16 protein-coding genes are annotated in these 18,334 nt (G+C 52.7%); 6 read left to right on the top strand and 10 right to left on the bottom strand.

Annotation, left to right across the window (positions count from 1 at the left end; genetic code table 11):
* Positions 1 to 54: 54 nt before the first annotated feature.
* Entirely contained in the window at positions 55 to 1,440 is a 1,386-nt protein-coding gene (locus MW898_RS05335) for an acetyl-CoA carboxylase biotin carboxylase subunit (RefSeq protein WP_277999759.1), read from the top strand.
* Between the two features lie 143 nt (positions 1,441 to 1,583).
* On the top strand, positions 1,584 to 2,996 hold the full coding sequence (locus MW898_RS05330) for an aspartate aminotransferase family protein (protein ID WP_248905256.1): 1,413 nt from the start codon (positions 1,584 to 1,586) through the stop codon (positions 2,994 to 2,996).
* 425 nt (positions 2,997 to 3,421) lie between these two features.
* Here the strand turns inward: MW898_RS05330 and MW898_RS05325 are convergent, their stop codons facing one another.
* Positions 3,422 to 4,429, bottom strand: a complete 1,008-nt coding sequence (locus MW898_RS05325) for a transcription initiation factor IIB (RefSeq protein WP_248905254.1) — start codon at positions 4,427 to 4,429, stop codon at positions 3,422 to 3,424.
* A 353-nt stretch (positions 4,430 to 4,782) separates the two neighbouring features.
* Positions 4,783 to 5,043 carry a DUF8075 family protein gene (locus MW898_RS05320; protein WP_248905252.1) on the bottom strand — a complete coding sequence of 87 codons (261 nt, stop codon included), beginning with the start codon at positions 5,041 to 5,043 and terminating at the stop codon, positions 4,783 to 4,785.
* A 163-nt stretch (positions 5,044 to 5,206) separates the two neighbouring features.
* Here MW898_RS05320 and MW898_RS05315 point away from each other — a divergent pair, with 163 nt between their 5' ends.
* Positions 5,207 to 5,809: a sulfite oxidase-like oxidoreductase gene (locus MW898_RS05315; RefSeq protein WP_248905250.1), complete on the top strand. Its 603-nt coding sequence runs from the start codon at positions 5,207 to 5,209 to the stop codon at positions 5,807 to 5,809.
* A 478-nt stretch (positions 5,810 to 6,287) separates the two neighbouring features.
* Here the strand turns inward: MW898_RS05315 and MW898_RS05310 are convergent, their stop codons facing one another.
* The gene (locus MW898_RS05310; protein ID WP_248905248.1) at positions 6,288 to 7,664 is read right to left on the bottom strand and encodes a hypothetical protein; all 1,377 of its coding nucleotides are present in this window, start codon (positions 7,662 to 7,664) and stop codon (positions 6,288 to 6,290) included.
* 190 nt (positions 7,665 to 7,854) lie between these two features.
* Here MW898_RS05310 and MW898_RS05305 point away from each other — a divergent pair, with 190 nt between their 5' ends.
* On the top strand, positions 7,855 to 9,096 hold the full coding sequence (locus MW898_RS05305) for a PQQ-like beta-propeller repeat protein (protein ID WP_248905246.1): 1,242 nt from the start codon (positions 7,855 to 7,857) through the stop codon (positions 9,094 to 9,096).
* 147 nt (positions 9,097 to 9,243) lie between these two features.
* On the opposite strand, the gene MW898_RS05300 is transcribed toward MW898_RS05305, so the two are convergent.
* From MW898_RS05300 to MW898_RS05290, 3 genes are all read right to left on the bottom strand, one after another.
* Positions 9,244 to 9,759 (bottom strand): COX15/CtaA family protein, encoded by a 516-nt coding sequence (locus tag MW898_RS05300; protein WP_248905244.1) that lies wholly within the window; start codon positions 9,757 to 9,759, stop codon positions 9,244 to 9,246.
* Between the two features lie 2 nt (positions 9,760 to 9,761).
* Positions 9,762 to 10,829 carry an iron transporter gene (locus tag MW898_RS05295; protein ID WP_248905242.1) on the bottom strand — a complete coding sequence of 356 codons (1,068 nt, stop codon included), beginning with the start codon at positions 10,827 to 10,829 and terminating at the stop codon, positions 9,762 to 9,764.
* Between the two features lie 136 nt (positions 10,830 to 10,965).
* Positions 10,966 to 11,760, bottom strand: coding sequence for a sulfite exporter TauE/SafE family protein (locus MW898_RS05290; RefSeq protein ID WP_264383109.1), 795 nt, complete (start codon positions 11,758 to 11,760; stop codon positions 10,966 to 10,968).
* A gap of 389 nt (positions 11,761 to 12,149) precedes the next feature.
* Between MW898_RS05290 and MW898_RS05285 the strand changes: the two genes are divergently transcribed.
* Together MW898_RS05285 and MW898_RS05280 are read left to right on the top strand one after the other, a co-directional pair.
* Positions 12,150 to 12,683, top strand: a complete 534-nt coding sequence (locus tag MW898_RS05285) for a hypothetical protein (RefSeq protein ID WP_248905238.1) — start codon at positions 12,150 to 12,152, stop codon at positions 12,681 to 12,683.
* Positions 12,684 to 13,521: 838 nt separating this feature from the next.
* On the top strand, positions 13,522 to 14,100 hold the full coding sequence (locus MW898_RS05280; protein WP_248905236.1) for an Lrp/AsnC family transcriptional regulator: 579 nt from the start codon (positions 13,522 to 13,524) through the stop codon (positions 14,098 to 14,100).
* A gap of 124 nt (positions 14,101 to 14,224) precedes the next feature.
* Here the strand turns inward: MW898_RS05280 and MW898_RS05275 are convergent, their stop codons facing one another.
* From MW898_RS05275 to MW898_RS05260, 4 genes are read right to left on the bottom strand one after another with little or no spacing between them, the layout of a single operon-like run.
* Complete coding sequence (locus MW898_RS05275) at positions 14,225 to 15,331, bottom strand: ABC transporter ATP-binding protein (RefSeq protein ID WP_248905234.1); 1,107 nt, start codon at positions 15,329 to 15,331, stop codon at positions 14,225 to 14,227.
* Positions 15,324 to 16,412, bottom strand: coding sequence for an ABC transporter ATP-binding protein (locus MW898_RS05270; protein ID WP_248905231.1), 1,089 nt, complete (start codon positions 16,410 to 16,412; stop codon positions 15,324 to 15,326). The genes MW898_RS05275 and MW898_RS05270 overlap by 8 nt, the downstream gene beginning before the upstream one ends.
* Entirely contained in the window at positions 16,412 to 17,308 is an 897-nt protein-coding gene (locus MW898_RS05265) for an ABC transporter permease (protein WP_248905229.1), read from the bottom strand. The genes MW898_RS05270 and MW898_RS05265 overlap by 1 nt, the downstream gene beginning before the upstream one ends.
* On the bottom strand, positions 17,305 to 18,330 hold the full coding sequence (locus MW898_RS05260; RefSeq protein WP_248905226.1) for an ABC transporter permease: 1,026 nt from the start codon (positions 18,328 to 18,330) through the stop codon (positions 17,305 to 17,307). Before MW898_RS05260 ends, MW898_RS05265 begins: the two co-directional genes overlap by 4 nt.
* Positions 18,331 to 18,334 lie beyond the last annotated feature (4 nt).

The following is an 18,334-nucleotide window of genomic DNA, read 5'->3' as shown; positions in this document are numbered from 1 at the left end:
TGGTTGAGGTCCGACACTGAAGGTGATAAGTAGCCCCGACACGATTTCAGAACGATGTTCGATAGGGTACTCATTGCTAATCGCGGGGAGATTGCTGTACGAGTAATACAGGCTGCCCACGAATTGGGGATCGAGACGGTTGCCGTTTACAGCGATGCCGACGAGACGGCAAAACACGTCCGCCGCGCAGACATTGCACATCACATCGGTGCATCGGTCGCTAGAAGAAGCTACCTCGATCAAGCGTCGATCATCGATGCTGCCCGCGAGACGGACGCTGATGCGATCCATCCCGGCTACGGATTTCTCGCCGAAAGCGAATCGTTCGCTCGCCGCGTCCAAGAATCGGAGTTTCTCTGGATCGGACCGCCAGCTAACGTGATGGCTGACTTCGGTGAGAAGACGAAGGCTCGGGCAATCATGCGACAGGCGGATGTCCCAATTGTGCCGGGAACGAATGATACCATCAGCTCTCCGAGTGAGGTAGACGCATTCGCCGACGAACACGGCTATCCAGTTGCTATCAAAGCCGATGGGGGAGGCGGTGGCCGTGGACTGAAGATCGTTCGTGAAGAACGCGAGATCGAAGACAAATTGGAGAAGGCACAGCATGAAGGCGAGGCGTACTTCGACAACCCAGCTGTGTACGTCGAGAAGTATCTCGAAAATCCCCGTCACATCGAGGTGCAGGTGCTCGTTGACAGTCACGGAAACGCGAGACACCTCTACGAACGGGATTGTTCGGTCCAGCGTCGTCAACAGAAGCTCATCGAAGAGACGCCCTCGCCGGTAATCGACGACGAGACGCGCGAAGAGCTCTGCCTGGCCGCTCGTCAAGGAGTCTCAGAAGCGGGCTACATCAACGCTGGGACCGTCGAATTCTTGTACGAAACAGATGGAGCTGGCGATGGCAGCTTCTACTTCCTTGAAGTTAATGCTCGTATTCAGGTCGAGCACACCATCACCGAGGTTGCGACTGGGATCGATATCGTCAAGCAGCAGCTTCAGATCGCCGCAGGAGAAGCGCTCGACTTCGAACAGCAGGATATCGAACCGCGTGGTTCGACGATGGAGTTTCGTATCAACGCCGAAGACCCGTATGAAGACTTCTCGCCGACACCGGGAACCGTCGAAGTTTATCGTCCACCGACTGGGATTGGCGTCCGGGTCGACGATAGCATCGATCAGGGAGACACGATCAGTCCCTACTACGACTCGCTCGTTGGAAAGTACATCATCACTGGAAATAGCCGACGAGAAACGCTTGCTCGGAGCGAACGCTCGCTCGAAGAAACTGAGATCGAGGGAATCTCGACAACGATCCCATTCCATCTCGCTGTGCTCGCAGATGATCAGTTTCGCAGAAACGAGCACACGACAAAGTATCTAGATGAGCAGTTCGATGGGTTTGACGATCAGTCGGCTCAGACTGATGCGTGAAACACGAAAAACGATCGTTCACGAAGCTCGTGAAGATTGCTGTGGTTCGATAGACGATGGCAGAGATTAGCACGTGATAGGCTACAGCAACTTTGACAATAAATACCAAACATCTTTGATGGTACTTGTGTTCTGTACGATGTATGGCGGGGGGACCACCCATTGACGAACTCCACTTCGACGATGCACCGAATGTCGAGACATCGATTCCGGGGCCCAACTCCAGAGAACTCCTCGAACGACAGGTAGCCATCGACAGCGGTGCCGTTGCCTACCCGAAGGCCGTCCCACTAGCCTTCGAAGAAGGCCGTGGTGCGACGATCAAAGACGCCGACGGGAACGTGTTTCTCGATTTTTTCGCTGGCATTGGCGTGCTGAACGTGGGACACTCGAATCCGTACGTTCTCGACGCAGTAAACGAACAAACGAGCAAACTCGTCCACACGATCGATTTTCCGACAGAAGCCCGCCTCGACTTCATCGAGGCGATGTCCGATATTGCGCCGCCGGGCCTGCGTGGAGAGTGCAAAATGGTTTTTGGCGGACCATCCGGAAGCGACGCAAACGAGGGATCGATCAAACTGGCAAAGCAGTATACAGGTCGTCACGGATTGCTGGCGTTTGAGGGATCGTACCATGGTGGGACGACCGGTGCGCTGAGTCTTACCGGTGGAATAAAGTACAAAAAAGGATACGAACCACTCCTCCCCGACGTAGTCCACGTTCCGTATCCGTATCCGTATCGTGAGTCGCTGTCCGATGACAACGCAAAGGCGTTGTGTCCACGCGAGAACTGTTGTGGTCGGATGGCGTGTGCCCGCTCTCTCGACGCCGTCAAAGAGAAATTCGAAGGACCGTACAGTGGTCACGAGCCGCCAGCAGCCATCTGGGTCGAGCCGATTCAAGGAGAAGGCGGCGTTGTCATTCCACCTAAGGGATTCCTGAAGGGACTTCGAGACATCGCTGATGACAACGATGCGTTGCTCATTACCGACGAAATTCAGTCGGGATTTGGTCGCACTGGGGAATGGTGGGCCTGCGAACACGACGGTGTGACACCTGATGCTATCACAATGGCAAAGGGAATTGGTGGCGCTGGGCTCCCGCTCGGTGCGATGCTATACCACGAGAAGTTCGATACGTGGGGCCCAGGAGGACATATTGGGACTTTCCGGGGGAACATACCGGCAATGCGCGGTGGTCTGGCTGCGATCGAATACATTCAAGAGCACGACTTGCTCGGACACGCGACCGAGCTTGGCGAGTACATTCGTGGCCGCTTCCGTGAAATCAACAGTCCTCTGATTGGAGATGTCCGTGGGCGGGGGCTGTTCATCGGTATCGAGATGATCGACACCGAGGGCAATCCAAGTGCGGAGCTGGTCAAGCGTGTGCAGACGGACTGCTATACGAAGGGAGTACTCGTCTGGACAGCTGGCCGGGAGGGGAACGTTCTCCGACTCCTTCCGCCACTCGTCATGACCGAAGCGCAAGCCGAAATCGGTCTCGACATCATCACCGAAGTGATTCGTGAGTGCACGAACGAGATGCGATAACACTGAATCAAATCTCCAGCGCCACAGATTGATCCATTGTCTCGGAAAAAATGTCCATACAATGACTGCACGAGATCGCTCACGACGCTGTTAACGTCGAGCACGTGTGATTGATCGAACGTTGTGGTTCTCATACGAGCACCGGGCTGGGTCGAGACCCACGTCGGTGAGCGCGCCGAGAGAGTGCCCCGATTTATTGTCTCTCTTGTGATTTCGACGACCATCCGGCACTCTTGCTACTACTGTGTATCACTGCAGCAGGTCGTTCATATCGGATGATCTCCCAACAGAGTCCACGCCTGACTGGAGAGCTTCATCCAAAATCATTCTTGTTCGAAACGTTCTTGACGATCCCAGTGACGTCGAGAATGTGTGCGCGATCGGATCGAAGAGGCGGTGACGAAACAGAGGATTTGATCATTATTTTAGGCAGCCGCCTCAGTCTCTGCCTGTTTCTGTCCGATTTGCTGGTGTTTTTGCGCGATGTCGAGTAGTTCCTGATACCGGCTGCGGATCGTGACGTTGCTGACATCAGCCACCTCACTGACTTCGTTCTGTGTCAGTGGCTCGTCAGTCAAGATGCCAGCAGCGTACAACGCGGCAGCAGCGAGACCGACAGGACTCTTTCCAGAGTGAGCACTTTCTTCCATTACCGTCTGAATCAGTTCACGGGCGCGCCCTTCAGTCTCGTCGCTCACCGCAAGCGCGGACGCAAACCGCGGTAGATACTGATCCGGAGCTGGCGGGCCAATTTCGAGATTGAGTTCACGATTGATGTAACGGTAGGCGCGCTTGAACTCCATTTCGTCGACGCGTGAAACAGCACCAACCTCTTCGACGCTCCGTGGGAGTCCTGTCTGACGGATTGCTGCGTACAGTGCAGCAGTGGAGATTCCCTCGATAGAGCGTCCGGGGAGGAGATCCTCGGAAAGTGCACGGCGGTAGATGACACTCGCGGTCTCACGGACATCCCCCGGAACACCAAGCGCGCTGCCCATGCGCTCGATTTCACCGAGTGCCTGCTTGAGATTGCGCTCTTTGGAGTTACGGGTGCGAAAACGCTCGTCCCACGTGCGCAAACGCTTCATCTGTTGGCGCTTGCGCGAACTCAAGGCGTTGCCGTAGGCATCCCTGTTCTGCCAGCCGATCTGGCTCGATAGACCTTTATCGTGCATCATGTTCGTTGTTGGTGCACCGACACGACGCTTCTGATCACGCTCTTGGCTATCGAATGCACGCCACTCCGGACCGTGGTCAATTTCGTTCTCATCGACGACGAGACCACACTCGCGACAGACGGTTTCTCCGTGTTCGGTGTCGTCCACGAGTCGGCCGCTACATTCGGGACAGATTCGTTCTGCTTCGCTGGTTGTTTCCTCGTGTGTCTGTTCGTTCGGTTCGTGCGTACGGATGCGGGTTGTGGTATTTTCCAAGATGATGAACTGATGAGCGGGTACTCAATGGGTGATTTCAATAGCGATTCAACAAGTGCTACGATAACAAATACGTCTCAGAGATATTTAAATCTTCCCATAATAAAATGGAAAATTGCGTCATACACCATTCTTGCTCGACAATTTCACAGATTCAGACTCTCTAGTTAGTTTACTGCCATATCGATACCAGCTGGAGTAGTAATTTAGTAGACACGGTTGCACTGGTACGACCAACAGGGTGCTTTTCGACTGTGAAAAACTGTTGATACGGTGTCGAATGATAATTTCGGTGGTGTCGTACGCGATTAATCTGTTACACTACTTTTCACTCATTGCATATCCGTCGTGGGCTACGTGGCTGTGGATTCCTTACTCCGCTCTTTTCCGTGATCGTCACAGAGAATATCACCAGTCTCGGTGTCGAAAAAGAACGGATCACCCGGCATGATGCGTTTTCCATCTTCACCACACCCATCTGTGTGATTGAGAAAATATTTCCCACTCGACTGATCGTTTTCTAAGCGACCTGCTTTCACTGCGAACCGTACGAGACCTTCACCGATCTGTGTCCGTTCGGTCGAATCTGCGGTTTCGAATCGGAGTAGTGGCATTCATATTTCCCCCACACTCAATGCACCACCGATCACAATAAATCTGCATCATCTTTTGTAATCGACGGGTGTTGCGTAGCGGTTTCAACACGGCAAGTCACGTATGAGTACCACGTGAAACGTTGCCAGCAACACTATACGATTCCATGTCGAAACTGACCATATGACCGTGAATGATGTTACATCAATTCACGAGGAGTTCGACGGTGAACGGTTGCCTCCCGGGCAGCGGCAAACCAGCCAATTTCCCGTTCTATCGAAGGGCAAAACTCCATCGTGGGATATGGATACATGGGAGTTCACGGTTACTGGTGCGGTCGAAACCAACTGCTCGTATTCGTGGTCGGAGTTCGTTGATCTACCGAGTGAAACACAGCGTCAAGACTTTCACTGTGTGACTGGCTGGAGCCGATTCGATAACGAATTCACGGGGATTTCATTCCCGACGCTCGCCGAGCAAGCTGGTGTTCGTGACGACGCTGTTCACGTTCTGTTCGGTTCGTTGGATGGCTATTCAACAGATCTCCCGCTGAACGAATGTATGCGGGAGGAAGTGCTGTTTGCGTTCGAACTCGACGATCAACCGCTCCCCTCAGAGCACGGTGGGCCGCTCCGTGTGGTAACACCACATAAATACGCATACAAGGGTGCAAAGTGGGTGACTGAGGTTGAGTTCCTCAGCGAGCCAAAGCGAGGATACTGGGAGAAGCGTGGCTACTCACAGACAGCAAATCCGTGGAACGAGGAACGCTACAGCTCGTGGTAGGGATTTCTCAAAAAGCAACGAGCTGTGTGGGTGCTATGGATCTATATTGTACGATAGCTAGTAGGAATTCACATCACAAATATCAATAAACATCAATAAATTATTTATGTACAGTATAATATGAAATTTTGTCATTCTGTGCAGATGACCATTCGGCAAATGTTCTAGTTATCGAATATAAAGTAGACACAATATTCTATCAGTACACTCATCAAAAACGGGAGGAGCGATCAGAACCAGGGGCCTTCGATGAAAGCATTCAGGTATTTCAGGGAGTTTCTCACAGATACGATGAGGTAGTTATACTCTACTGATCAATTAAAAACACTGATATTTCACTTAGTCAACGCTCCAGTAGAACTAGCAGAATTCCATCTTCCTCACAAGTAGTACAGTACTATGAATACATTGTTATCAAACAATTTTGAAGTGTCATATTGAACGCATCACCATCTACGACACGGCCAGAGAATCAATCCTATGATACGATCGGTCGAGAAATAATCCACAGTGAGAGCATCGTATACGCAATCATGAGCGTTGTCAATGGTAGTTGGGTGTAGCCAATTCGCTCAGTCGTGTGTTCATCAAAGAGGATGTGGGAAGCGACGACCGCGAAAATATGCCCTATGACAATAACGACGACTTGCGAAGCCCAGAAGACAGGGAGTGACAGCCATTCCAGTGGAGTCACCGTAATCGGTAGATGAATGGCCCGTCCACTGAGGGTGATTAACTGACCAAGGCTCTGTACGACAAACGGATAGTTGTGGGCAAATTCGTAGGCAGCTGCAATCGGAAGAACTGTCGGAGCGAGTACCTGGGCGGTCGCAAGCGCGTCAGTAGCGAGCCCTGCCCGATGCGAAAGGATAGCAACCAGCCAAAATACGCCGAGGAAGCCTCCGTAGCCGATGAAATACAATGCCGCGCTCACCGCTGGTCCAAGTCCCGTGAGATCTCGAACTCCGAATAAGAGTGTTTGGAACTCCGGTGTGTTCGTGAATCCGTCGAAACTCACTGTGTAAACCATGGCGATGATGAACGCGATGATCGCTCGATCGTCGACGGATTCGGTACAGCGACGCCACGGGTACCGGAGACTGATCTGAGCGTCACCTGCCGTCGTTCGCGTGGTTGTGATTGGCGAGACGGAGCCAAACAGTCGATAGAGCACAGCGAACGTGTCAGCCCTGCGGAACCACTCTGCCCCATAGGTGACACCTCCACCGAGCATCACGAGCGCGTACACACTCACGAGCAACGCCGTTTGCTGTGGAGATCGTGGGATCACCGTTAGATTCTCGATTATTCCCACACCAAGAAGAAAACCGACCAGTGCGGGCCATTCGGAGAGCCAACGAGGATACGAGTCGAGGATCGAAACTGCTCCCCCTTCGAGTTGACACAGTCCCTCGTAAATCGTGCGCCACGGCGACAACACAGACCACGGACTACCAACAAGGAGAGCAAGCAGCGCGACACCTTTGAGCCAGATCGGCCAGACAAAAACAGTCGCAAAGTTTTCGGTGGCGACTTGGCGGCCGAACAGGCCCGTCACGAGGACTCCGATAAAAGCAATGAGAAAGAGCGTGCGAGCACAGACTCGAATGGCGGTGACGATCGAGGATGGAAGCGTCCCGACTGAGAATATCCCACGCTCGGAGTCCATCGTGTTCGGCTCCGTCGTGTGCGTGAGCAAGCCGGCCGTGAGTGCAACCGTGAGACCCCCACCAACGAACAGGAACGATAGTGGAATTGGCGCATCGAACCGTGACCCGCCAATATCGTGGGCGCTCGCAGTTCCTGCCACTACAAGTGGTAGCAAAAATAGTACGACTGCCTGTTTGGTCCTCACTATACCCGAAAATCGGATCGAAAGCCGAAAGAAACTGTTGATCTGCGATTGATCTGAACGAAAGACACATGCGTTACATTCCAGCAACAGCCGAATCGAGTTGGGGAGGAAATAGACACAGAGAACGTCCCCCACGAAAACGTCGACGTCCTTGTACAGATGTTTAAGCGAACCCGTGCTACGTCCGATTATGAAGCGTAGGACGCTGGTGGCGGTTCTCTTACTTTGGTTCGTCCTCTCTTTGGTTGTTGTCTTCGGTGCTTTACAACTCACTGGCGGCGGGGGAGAGCTTACCGAACAGTGGGTATCGGACACAGCTCGTGGATATCAGCAGAATCACCATCCGATCGCCGCTACGAACACAGGCAACGGTACTATCGTCGTCGCGCCAATCAACGATGAGAGTAATGAGAGCACACAAGCCTCGTGTGCTCTCGTGCGGCTCAATGAATCATCTGGAAATACCGTGTGGCAATCAGGACTGGCGCCGGAAAACTGTACGATTCACTCGCTTCCGGACTCGACAATTGCGGATCTTGATGGCGATGGAACTCAAGAGATCCTCATTGCCCGCGGTGACCACACGCTGACCGTCCACGACGCGGCAACCGGTGCAATCGAGTGGCGTCATCCGACCTCATCGCTCGGCTACAGTCAACCGGTCGTGAGAGACATTCTGCCAGCAGACGGCAAAGAGGTCATCGCCGTGGATATCGACGGCGAGCTGTTCGTCATTCGGAGCGATGGCTCGACGGCGTGGCATCGAAACCTCTCGGCCTCCACATGGGCTAGTCCCGCAGTCGACGATTTCGACGACGATGGACAAAGAGAGATCGCGATCGGTACTGCTGACGGCGTTTCTCTCTTCGAGCGTAACGGAGAACGAACGTGGCAGACGAACGATTCGGTCCTCTGGATGGTTTCTGCGGCCGTTGGTGCCGACCCGACACCCGAACTTGTCATTGCCGATGATACAAATCAAACGGTGACTGCACTCGATAGCACGACGGGCAACGTCATCTGGTCACAGCCTGTTGACGGCATCCCAGCACTCCACGCGGTCGACGATGGCGATGCGGACGACACGCCCGAAGTGTACGTCGGAACGAGCGGGGGAGAACTCTCTGCGCTCTCTGCGCGTGATGGGGCCGTCGAGTGGACAACAGACCTCACTCAGGACGATCGAGGTGTTATGCCACCGCCTTCGATCGGTGACCTTGACGGAGATGGTACCCCTGAGCTGGTCGGTGTCACTCCTGATGGGGTGGTTACGGTACTCAATCCGTCGAACGGTGAGCAGCTGGCGACGTACGAGCGCGATGTTCCAGTTTGGATCCACCCGACGGTGATCGATCTCGATGACGACGGTCGGGAGGAAATCCTCGTCATGTATGGCGATGGGCGTGCTGTTGCCCTCTCATTTAACAGCTGACAGTATAATATTATTCGATCTCGGTTGGATTGTATAATTTTCGAATATATTGATAGTATCCAAATACGTCACTCTCTGCTCGTTCGACGCAGTACTGAGATATCCCGGAGGTGATGTAAAGAGCTATCAGTCGAAGTCAGCTCGTAATCAACAACTGGTTTTCGACAGCACGTCGGCCACCACCGTTGTACACAGGAACAGAAGGATGAGTGTTGCAATACCGAGATGACTCGTAACGATGATTGGCTGAAGCTTTTCGGTGACGGTGAGTCCTCCCACAATCACCTGAACAGGGAGAAGGAGAACGGCTATTGTGACAGACCACCGCACGAAAGGTGGTTTCCGGAGGTAGTGTGCAACCACTGCTGTCCCGAAAATTCCGATTCCCACCAGCATCGCAACGCCACGGTGGGCCCACTCTGCGAAAATCTGAATGGCAGAATAGGGAGTCTGATTCATGATCTCAGGATGTAAGAATGGAACGAGCGTCCCGTAACACATCGGCCAGTCTGGACAGGAGAGTCCAGCGCCGATCGCGCTCGTGTACGCCCCTAATAACATGAGAACGTACGTTCCTGCCAGTACTGCCCCCGAGAGATGATAGTACCGAATCGAAGTGGTATCGATCCGGCCGACCCACTTTGATACGTTCTGTTCAACCATAGCTACAGTGTCAGTTCCATCGGTGGCATCTCGAAGAACGCCATTTCGTAGCCCTCGTGACGAGCGACTTGTGGCGGAACATCCACCGTGAGCGCAAGCGTATCTCCCGACTGTAGACGTTCTACCGAAGTCCCGTAGTGGTAGTTGAGTTCAGGATCAAGCGTGGCAGTCAGGGGCCCATCGAAGATAGTCTGCTTTCCGCGCTTGACCGTCCCCGAAAGCGACATGAACGGCAGCGGATACCGATTGTGTGGCGTTCGTGGCGAAACCGCAAGATATGGTCCCGATTTATCAATCCCTGCTGGGGATGAGTCGAGTTTCGTCACAATAAACGTTCCATCGCCGCTTGTCGCTTCGCCAACGAGGGTACCAGGAAGCTGATCTTTCTGCGGTAGCTGCGTTGATGGCATCATCTTCATCTCCATCGGGTCAACAGCTCCCTTCTGCCCTTTTTTCTCGGAGAGCTGTTTGAACATGATTTCGTCCCGTTGTTGCTGGCTGTAATCGAAGGTAATCGAGAATGAGGCTTGCTCGCCGTATTTTTCTTGGAGACGACCCGTGCGGCGGACATCGAGCGGACCGACATGAACCGTCACAGTGTAGGTCCCATCGCCGGAGAGTGCTATGTTGTCCCCGAAGTGATAGCCCATATTCTGAGAGAGCATTGGCCACAACGATTTCGTAGCAATGGATTCACCGTCTTTAGTGACATCCACTCTGAGATTCGCATTCGGTGGTACGATGGTGGTCTCCGAATCCCAGACACTAGACATTAGATGAATTGTGTCATTTTCCCTAATATTAACTTTGTTTTTGTTCTGGCTGTCTACGGTCCAAAAGCGGTGCGGGAAGCTGAACATGATACCAGCCTTATACCACTTTTTGGTTGCCATTCCACCCATCTCCATCCCTTCAATATGTGATGGTATATAGACAGCTTTTGGTCGGTTCTCCACGAGTGGTGGTGGTTCATACACTGATCGAGTTTCGAATAAACCAGAGAGGCAGCCAGAGAGAGTCGCAGCGCCAGTTGCAGCAACACTCGCTCTAAGGAACGTCCGGCGATTCATCAATCACTTATTTATAGATGGACGAAAAGACAATTGTGGTCCAACTCTCGAATACGGTGGTCAAAAGCTACTCTTGTCTCTTTGGTTCAGAACCAGAATCTGAGATCAGCGGTTCTCCGGCGACAAACAGAGTGCATCACGGAGTCAACGGCTGGTAGATAGGTGGTTCGACGTGGGGAACATGAATACCAAAGAGTTCGAGCCCGTGTGAGAGCGGCATCCACCCCATAATGAGAAATGCGATACCGAGGGCACGATGGAGCCGTTCGCGGTGTGTTGGTGAGATTGATTGGACAAGCGTGCCGTAGAAAAAGAGCGTCGGAAAGGTTCCCAATCCAAGTACCCCAAGCGACAGCGCACCACCGATCGGTGAACCACGCGCGAAGGCGTACAAAAAGGCTGGATAGAGTAGTGGACAAGGAAGGATTCCGTGTACGAGTCCGAGTCCAACGATTCCGAAACCACTCGACCACTCGTCAACTCGCGTAGAGAGTCGTCGAAAGAGTCGGGATATTCCTCCTCCGCCAAAGAGTCCTTCACCGCCGTGATAACCGAACACATAGCGGACACCAACTATCAGAATTGCAATCCCGACAACGACCCCGGTTGTTGCACGAACGACGGTCCCAATAGTGCTCACAATTGAAGAGGTGTCGAAGACGAGTGCGCCGAACAGCCCGAACGCGCCGCCAATAGCAGCATAACTCACAGTACGACCAAGATTAAACAGAGCATGTTGCCGAACCTCGAAGATCGTAAGCATGTTCTCGCGGTCCGGCGACTGCATTCGTTCTGAGTACATGGTCACCAACGGACCACACATGCCCAGACAGTGAGCTCCTCCCAAAAGGCCGATCAGAAAGAAAATGGCGAGTTCGACGTTCGCAGCCGATGTGATGCCACCCACGTGTAGCGGCGACACCGCTATCATACCCCCAATTCACGTCGTCGCATTCTACAATTACAGACAGCCTTCCATATTGTAGTCAAATCCTGCTCTCGATTCATACGTTCTCTCTACGAGTATGTTTCTCCATCGTAGGCATTCGTGTTGTGGTGTGATGCTCGAAACGACAGAACACCCATACTAATATTCACAAGAAGTCTGTGGGTATCATTCATACACCAGTATCTCGTCGGTGACCACAATCTGTACAATCAACTCAATCGATTAACTGTCTTGCTTTCGAGAGGCTAATACGATCCAAAACGGAGTTGAACGAGTATCATTTTCTGATTGATTTCGGTCTTTAATGGAAACGTATAATCCAAGAGAGAGGGATCAGATACCTTAACTGTCTGCCATCAGTTCACACTCTCATGACTGATCCGGTCATCTGGGGGCTCCGAAGAGATCTCCACAGTGAAACACTCGGTCAAGAAGACAGCTTGCTTTGTGATTATCACGACTCTCCTGCATCGGTTTCGATCGACGGTCCGGTGTTGTTCGAGTGCATTCGTATCATTGACCCAGAACTCGATGGGTACCACGAAGACGAGGAGTGGGAGATTGATGTTGTTCGCTGTTCTGATTGTGCGATTACGTCTATCGAGGAGCCGACGTATGGGTACGAAGAAGCTTTGGTTCAGTTGTCAGTGGCTGTTTCGGACGACGTTGTGAGCATCACAGCTCCCGAACAAAACGATGTCACAGTGCTCGAATTTTCGTCTGCGGCTGATGGTTGTCGTCCAATGATAGTCGATGAGCAGCTCTACGAAGAGATAGGAACAGATGATCACAGTCTTGGTCGTTGGTCCCGTGTCAGTGAGCTCCTTGGAATGGACTTATCTGAACCATTACAGGAACGCATTGAATCGTTAATTGAGCAGTCACCCGAAACGCCATTCGAGTAATACAGATAATTTATTCGAGAATACTTCAGTATATGTATTATACGTATCAAGAACTATCGGACGGTGTCGTATCGTTCGATGATGAATTCACCACTCACAGATGAAACCAATCCAAAGGCGGCGTGTAGAACAGCTTCAACGGATGGCTATCGAATTTGAAAGCCTGTGAGAAGAACGTTCGTGAAAGGATCTTTTACCCATAACGTGCTGATAGTTGGAAACAGCATCCCCAACATATGATAGCAGGAACTCACAATTTATGTCCTTCAGATATGATTAGGACAGGCCGTCGAACCTAATATCAGTTTGCATTGATTTCTACAACGATTGAGCGGTCGAGAGACGATCAACAGAGATCGTAGAGTAACTCGTCTATAATGGTATCTTCTGGGATAATTTGAAAGATAACTACTATCCAGTGGATGATTTCAATCTTATGAGAGAATCGACGTCACACAGTTATCGGTGGTTCAAATTCGGTTCGTGAAATCCTCTCAGAGAAAGTGTGCACAGCAGCGCATCGCTTCTGTTCTCGTTACAATCGTATCTCGTCCGAGAACGGAACTGTGAAACGTCTCCGCCGAAACGCCCGCTCATTGAACAGATCAGAACAGACACAATCCCGTCAAATTTCTGTTCAAGAGCCCGAATCACAGAGTTAGAAACGCTCAAAAGTGGATTGAGGTGAAATAGGCGCACCTCCGTTTCGTTTGTTCACTTCTCAATTTAGTAGCGGATACGTGAGATTGCTACTCAATTCGTATAGACATCCATTCAGAACGTCATCAATCGCGCCGAAAACGCAAAGAGATATTGTACTCCCGTTTGAGTACGGTCCATGGACGAAAGTGAGGGCACTGACGACAGTTCCACATGGGTGAAGGATACGAAGGCCCAACACATATTGAAGCGTGATATTGACGAGACTGATTATCGGATCTATAAGGCGCTTAACGATGATGGTCGTATGTCCGATACAGAACTTGGAAAGCGCGTCGGACTCTCACGAACTGCGGCCCGCCGTCGTCGAAAAAAGCTACAAGACAAAGGTATCATCGATATCATCTCCGTCATTGTGCTACAGGAGGCCGAACTAGCTCATGCGGATGTTCGTGTCGAGTTCACGCCAGAGGCAAGCCACAGTGAAATCCAATCATTTATCAGTTATTTGATGGATGAAGAACTAATCTACGAGATTGATGAGTACATGGGCAAATTCGACTTGCTTGTCCGCGTTTCACACGTCTCTTTGAGCGATCTCAAAAGCTATCTCCGAGAAGAACTCCAAGAATCGTCAATCATCGCCTCCTACGAAACAACACCGGTGACGAAGACCTTCAAAGCGTGGAATAAACAGCTCGATAGCTTCGGAGACGACGAGAGTGAAGACCCATCCGACGCCAACGACGGTTCATAGTCGACTGTGTACAACAGTTAGACGAGGCCCAGTCTCAGTAACACGACATCACCAGACGGTATTGGAACTATTCGCATCAATACTGACAGAAAGAAATAGTTTCAAAAACATTATTGGTGGTGCATCAGTCGGTACGGATATCCGCGAGTTCCGTATCGGACGGGAGCTGATTCCGGACTTCAACATCCTTTTCGCTTGGGTATAAGAGACACCGGACTGCGTGCTCGTCGTCAGCTTCGATCAGATCTGGATGTATCTCATCACACGGCTCGAATTGTCTGTGACACCGCGGGTGGAACGGACATCCACTTGGTGGGTTTGCAGGATTCGGAGTTTCACCCTCGATGTCAACCGTTGGGGGTTTGAGCGCTTCCTCAGTTTCGTAGACCGTCGGAATCGCGGAAAGGAGTTTTTCAGTGTACGGGTTCAGTGGATTCTTGAAGAGTTTTTCGCTATCCGCGACCTCCATGAGCTGGCCGAGGTACATGACGCCGATGCGGTCAGCGATGTTCTTCACCAAACTTAGATCGTGGCTGATGATCAGATACGTCAGTTCCAACTCCGTTTGGAGTTCGTCCAACAGTGAGATGATCTTTGCCTGAACGCTGACATCGAGCGCGCTTGTCGGCTCGTCGAGAACGATGAACTTCGGTTCGAGAGCCACCGCGCGGGCGACTGCTACGCGCTGTTTCTGCCCTCCCGAAAGCGCGCTTGGATAGCGGTGCTTGAACTCGACTGGGAGATCGACGCGTCGCAACAGCTCTGCAACTCGTTTTTTGCGTTCGTCTTTCGTCCCAACCTCGTGGACAACGAGTGGCTCGGCGATGATGTCCTCGATGCGCCGTCGTGGATTGAGCGAAGACGACGGGTCCTGATAGACGACCTGAATGTTTCGCCGGACTGATTTGAGCTGTCGTTCGCTCAAGGACGCGATATCCTGTCCGTCAAACCTGATCTCGCCCTCTGTCGGCGAGTAAAGTCGTGCTAGGGTCTTTCCAAGCGTTGTCTTTCCACAGCCAGATTCGCCAACGACGGCGAACGTTTCGCCACGTTCGATATCGAAGCTGACGCCGTCGACGGCCTTCACGTGCTGTTGAATCCGATTGAACAGGCCACTCCTGACTGGGTAGTGCTTTTTCAGATTCCGGACCGTCAGGAGCGAATCACTCGCGCTCCTGCTGGTTGATTGTTCCGTCGTACCAGCCGAACCACCCTGCTGACTGTCAGTCATCGTTACTCACCTCCGATACGAATCCATCATCTTCAGACGCAGTGACAGCCACGGCTTCCTCGACAGCCATCCCGTCGTCGTAGAGATGACAAGCGACAGTGCGGTTGTCACCGATTTCGCGGGCTGAGAGATCACCGGTATCACAGGTCCCCGGCAGAGAGAAGGGACAGCGTGGATGGAACCGACAACCGTCCGGTGGGTCCGTGTAATCCGGAATCTGTCCCTCGATTCCGGTGCTCTCGAAACCTGTGAGCTTCGGAATGCTGTCGAGCAATCCCTGCGAGTACGGATGCAATGGGGCTTCGAACAGTTCGTCAGTGTCTGCGACTTCCGCTATCTCGCCTGCGTACATGATGTACACCCGGTCGGCAATCTCACGGGCCACGCCGAGGTTGTGTGTGATGTACAGCATCGAAAGATTCCGCGCTTGGATCCGCTCTTTGAGAAGCGTCAGTATCTGATCTTGCACGGTCACGTCGAGTGCAGTCGTCGGCTCGTCGGCGATGAGGAATTGTGGGTCATTGATGAGCGCGAGCGCGATAATGACGCGTTGGCGCATCCCACCCGACAGCTCAACCGGATACATGTCGAGGATCCCTTCTGGATCCGAGATTTGGAGCTGTTCGAATAGGTCGATACAGCGTTCTCGAAGCTCTCCATCAGCACGACGCTGACCCAGAATATTCCGGAAGATCTCCCACCACGAGACGCTGTCACGGTCGCTGTAAGTCGCAACATCCGCCATCATCGACCCAACGGTGTAGACTGGACTAAGGTAGGTCATCGGATTCTGGAAGATCATACTCATCTCCTGACGCTTGGTACGTTTAGCGGCTCCATCCTGCAACAGATCAGTACCTCGATAATAGATGCTCCCGTCAACGATCTCGCCTGGCGGGGTCGGTAGTGTTCCCATGATTGCCTTTGCGGTGACGCTTTTTCCACAGCCAGATTCGCCGACGAGCGCGACAGTCTCGTTCTCGTTAACGGTGATATCGACACCATCTAATACGTGATGGGTTCCCTCGTAGTCGTCGAACTGCACGCGAAGATCCTCGACTTTCAAGACAGGATCGGTCATTACTGTACCTCCACATCGAACATGTCTCGAAGCCCATCACCGAGGAAGTTGAACCCGAGGACAGTGACGAAAATGGCCAAGCCTGGGAACGTCGAGTGCCACCACACCTCTGGCAGATTGTTACGGCCCTGACTGACCATGGTTCCTAACTCCGGTGTCGGAGGCTGAGCACCCAAGCCAATGAAGCCAAGCGCGGCAGCCACGAGAATTGCATACCCCATGTCGAGGCTGATTTTCACGGTGATTGGTGCGATAACATTCGGGAGTATCTCGCGGAAGATCGTCCGGAATGAGCTGGCACCGATACCGCGACTCGCTTCCACGAACTCTTCTGTTTTGATTGCGACGACTTCACCGTACGTGAGGCGTGCATACCACGGCCACCAAACAGCAGCGATGGCAATCATGGCGTTTGTGAGATTCGCTTTCAAGGCGACACTCACCCCGAGTGCGAGGACGAGCGGCGGCACCGACAGAAACACATCGGTGATACGCATTAGGGCCGCTCCGGGAATACCACCGACGTAGCCTGCAATGAGTCCGACTGGTACGCCAACGAGGACAGCGAGTGTGAGTACGACGACACCAATCCAAAGTGACAGACGCAGGCCAAAGATGGTACGAGAGAAGATGTCCCGTCCTGCCCCATCTGTCCCAAACAGATATTCGAGACTCGGTGATTGATACTTTTCAGAGAAGTGAACCTCCGGATGACCCTGATAGCCCGCATCTCGGGGAGACGGTGCGATTACAGGAGCGAATACTGCGACGAGCACGAGGGCGATGATGATGGCAAGACCGAGCACCGACAACGGATTCTGTCGAAATCGGTAGGCGATCCGGCCAAGACGCTCACGCTGAGACGCAACTGACTGTGTCGATTGTTCGTTGTTCATTCGCTTTCACCACTGTGCCAGACACGCGGGTCAAAGACACCGTACAGGACATCGACAAGAAGATTGATCGTGAGAAACGCAGCGCCAATAACGAGGGTAACGCCGACGATAGCGTTGATATCTTTTTCGAGGATGGCCGTCACGCCGTACGACGCTAATCCTGGCCACGAAAACACGATTTCGACGACGAATCCGGAGCCGAGTAGAAATCCGTAATCGAGTCCGATGATCGTCAGTGTCGATGCGAACGACGTTCGGAGAACGTACTTATACGCGATGAGTCGCTCGGGGATGCCGTGGGTCCTGAGTCCCTCTACGTAGTCTTGCTGGAACTCTTCGATGAAGTTCGAGCGAGTCATCCGTGCGATGTCAGCCATCGGTGCGAGCGAAAGCGTGATCGCTGGAAGCAGCAGGTGTCGCAACGCACTGGCGAACGTCTCGAAATTCAATGCCAATACGCTGTCGACTAACAAGAGGCCAGTCACTTGAACTGGAACGTATTCGATATCACCGAGGCGACCCGTTGCCGGGAGCCACCCGAGAGAGAACGCAAAGACGAGTTGGAGCAAGATCCCCGCCCAGAACGGAGGCAGTGAGACGTTGAAAAACGAGATGAGACGACTAAGATTGTCCTCAGTCAAGTCCTTGTTCTGACCGGCGATGACGCCGAGCGGGACGCCAAACACGATCGCAATACCCATCGCAACCGTCGTTAGCTCGAACGTTGCCGGAAAGAACCGGACAATGTCAGTCGCAACGTTCCGGTTGGTCACAAGCGACTGACCGAAGTCACCGTGAAGCATCCCTCCCATGTAGTCGAAATACTGGATCCAAATCGGCTCGTTGAGTCCCATCTGTTGACGGAGCTGTCTGACGGCCTCGTCAGTGGCTCGCGCCCCCAACGCCAACCGTGCAGGCTTGCCCGGGATGACCCGCGCGAGCGTGAAAATGAGCACTGACAGCCCGACGAACATCGGGATCGTCGAGAGGGCACGACGCAGCAAATAATCTCGATATTCCATGTAG

This window comes from Halocatena marina (assembly GCF_023276375.1).
GTDB classification, from domain to species: Archaea; Halobacteriota; Halobacteria; order Halobacteriales; family Haloarculaceae; genus Halocatena; species Halocatena marina.
This window is presented reverse-complemented; position numbering and strand designations above follow the sequence as displayed.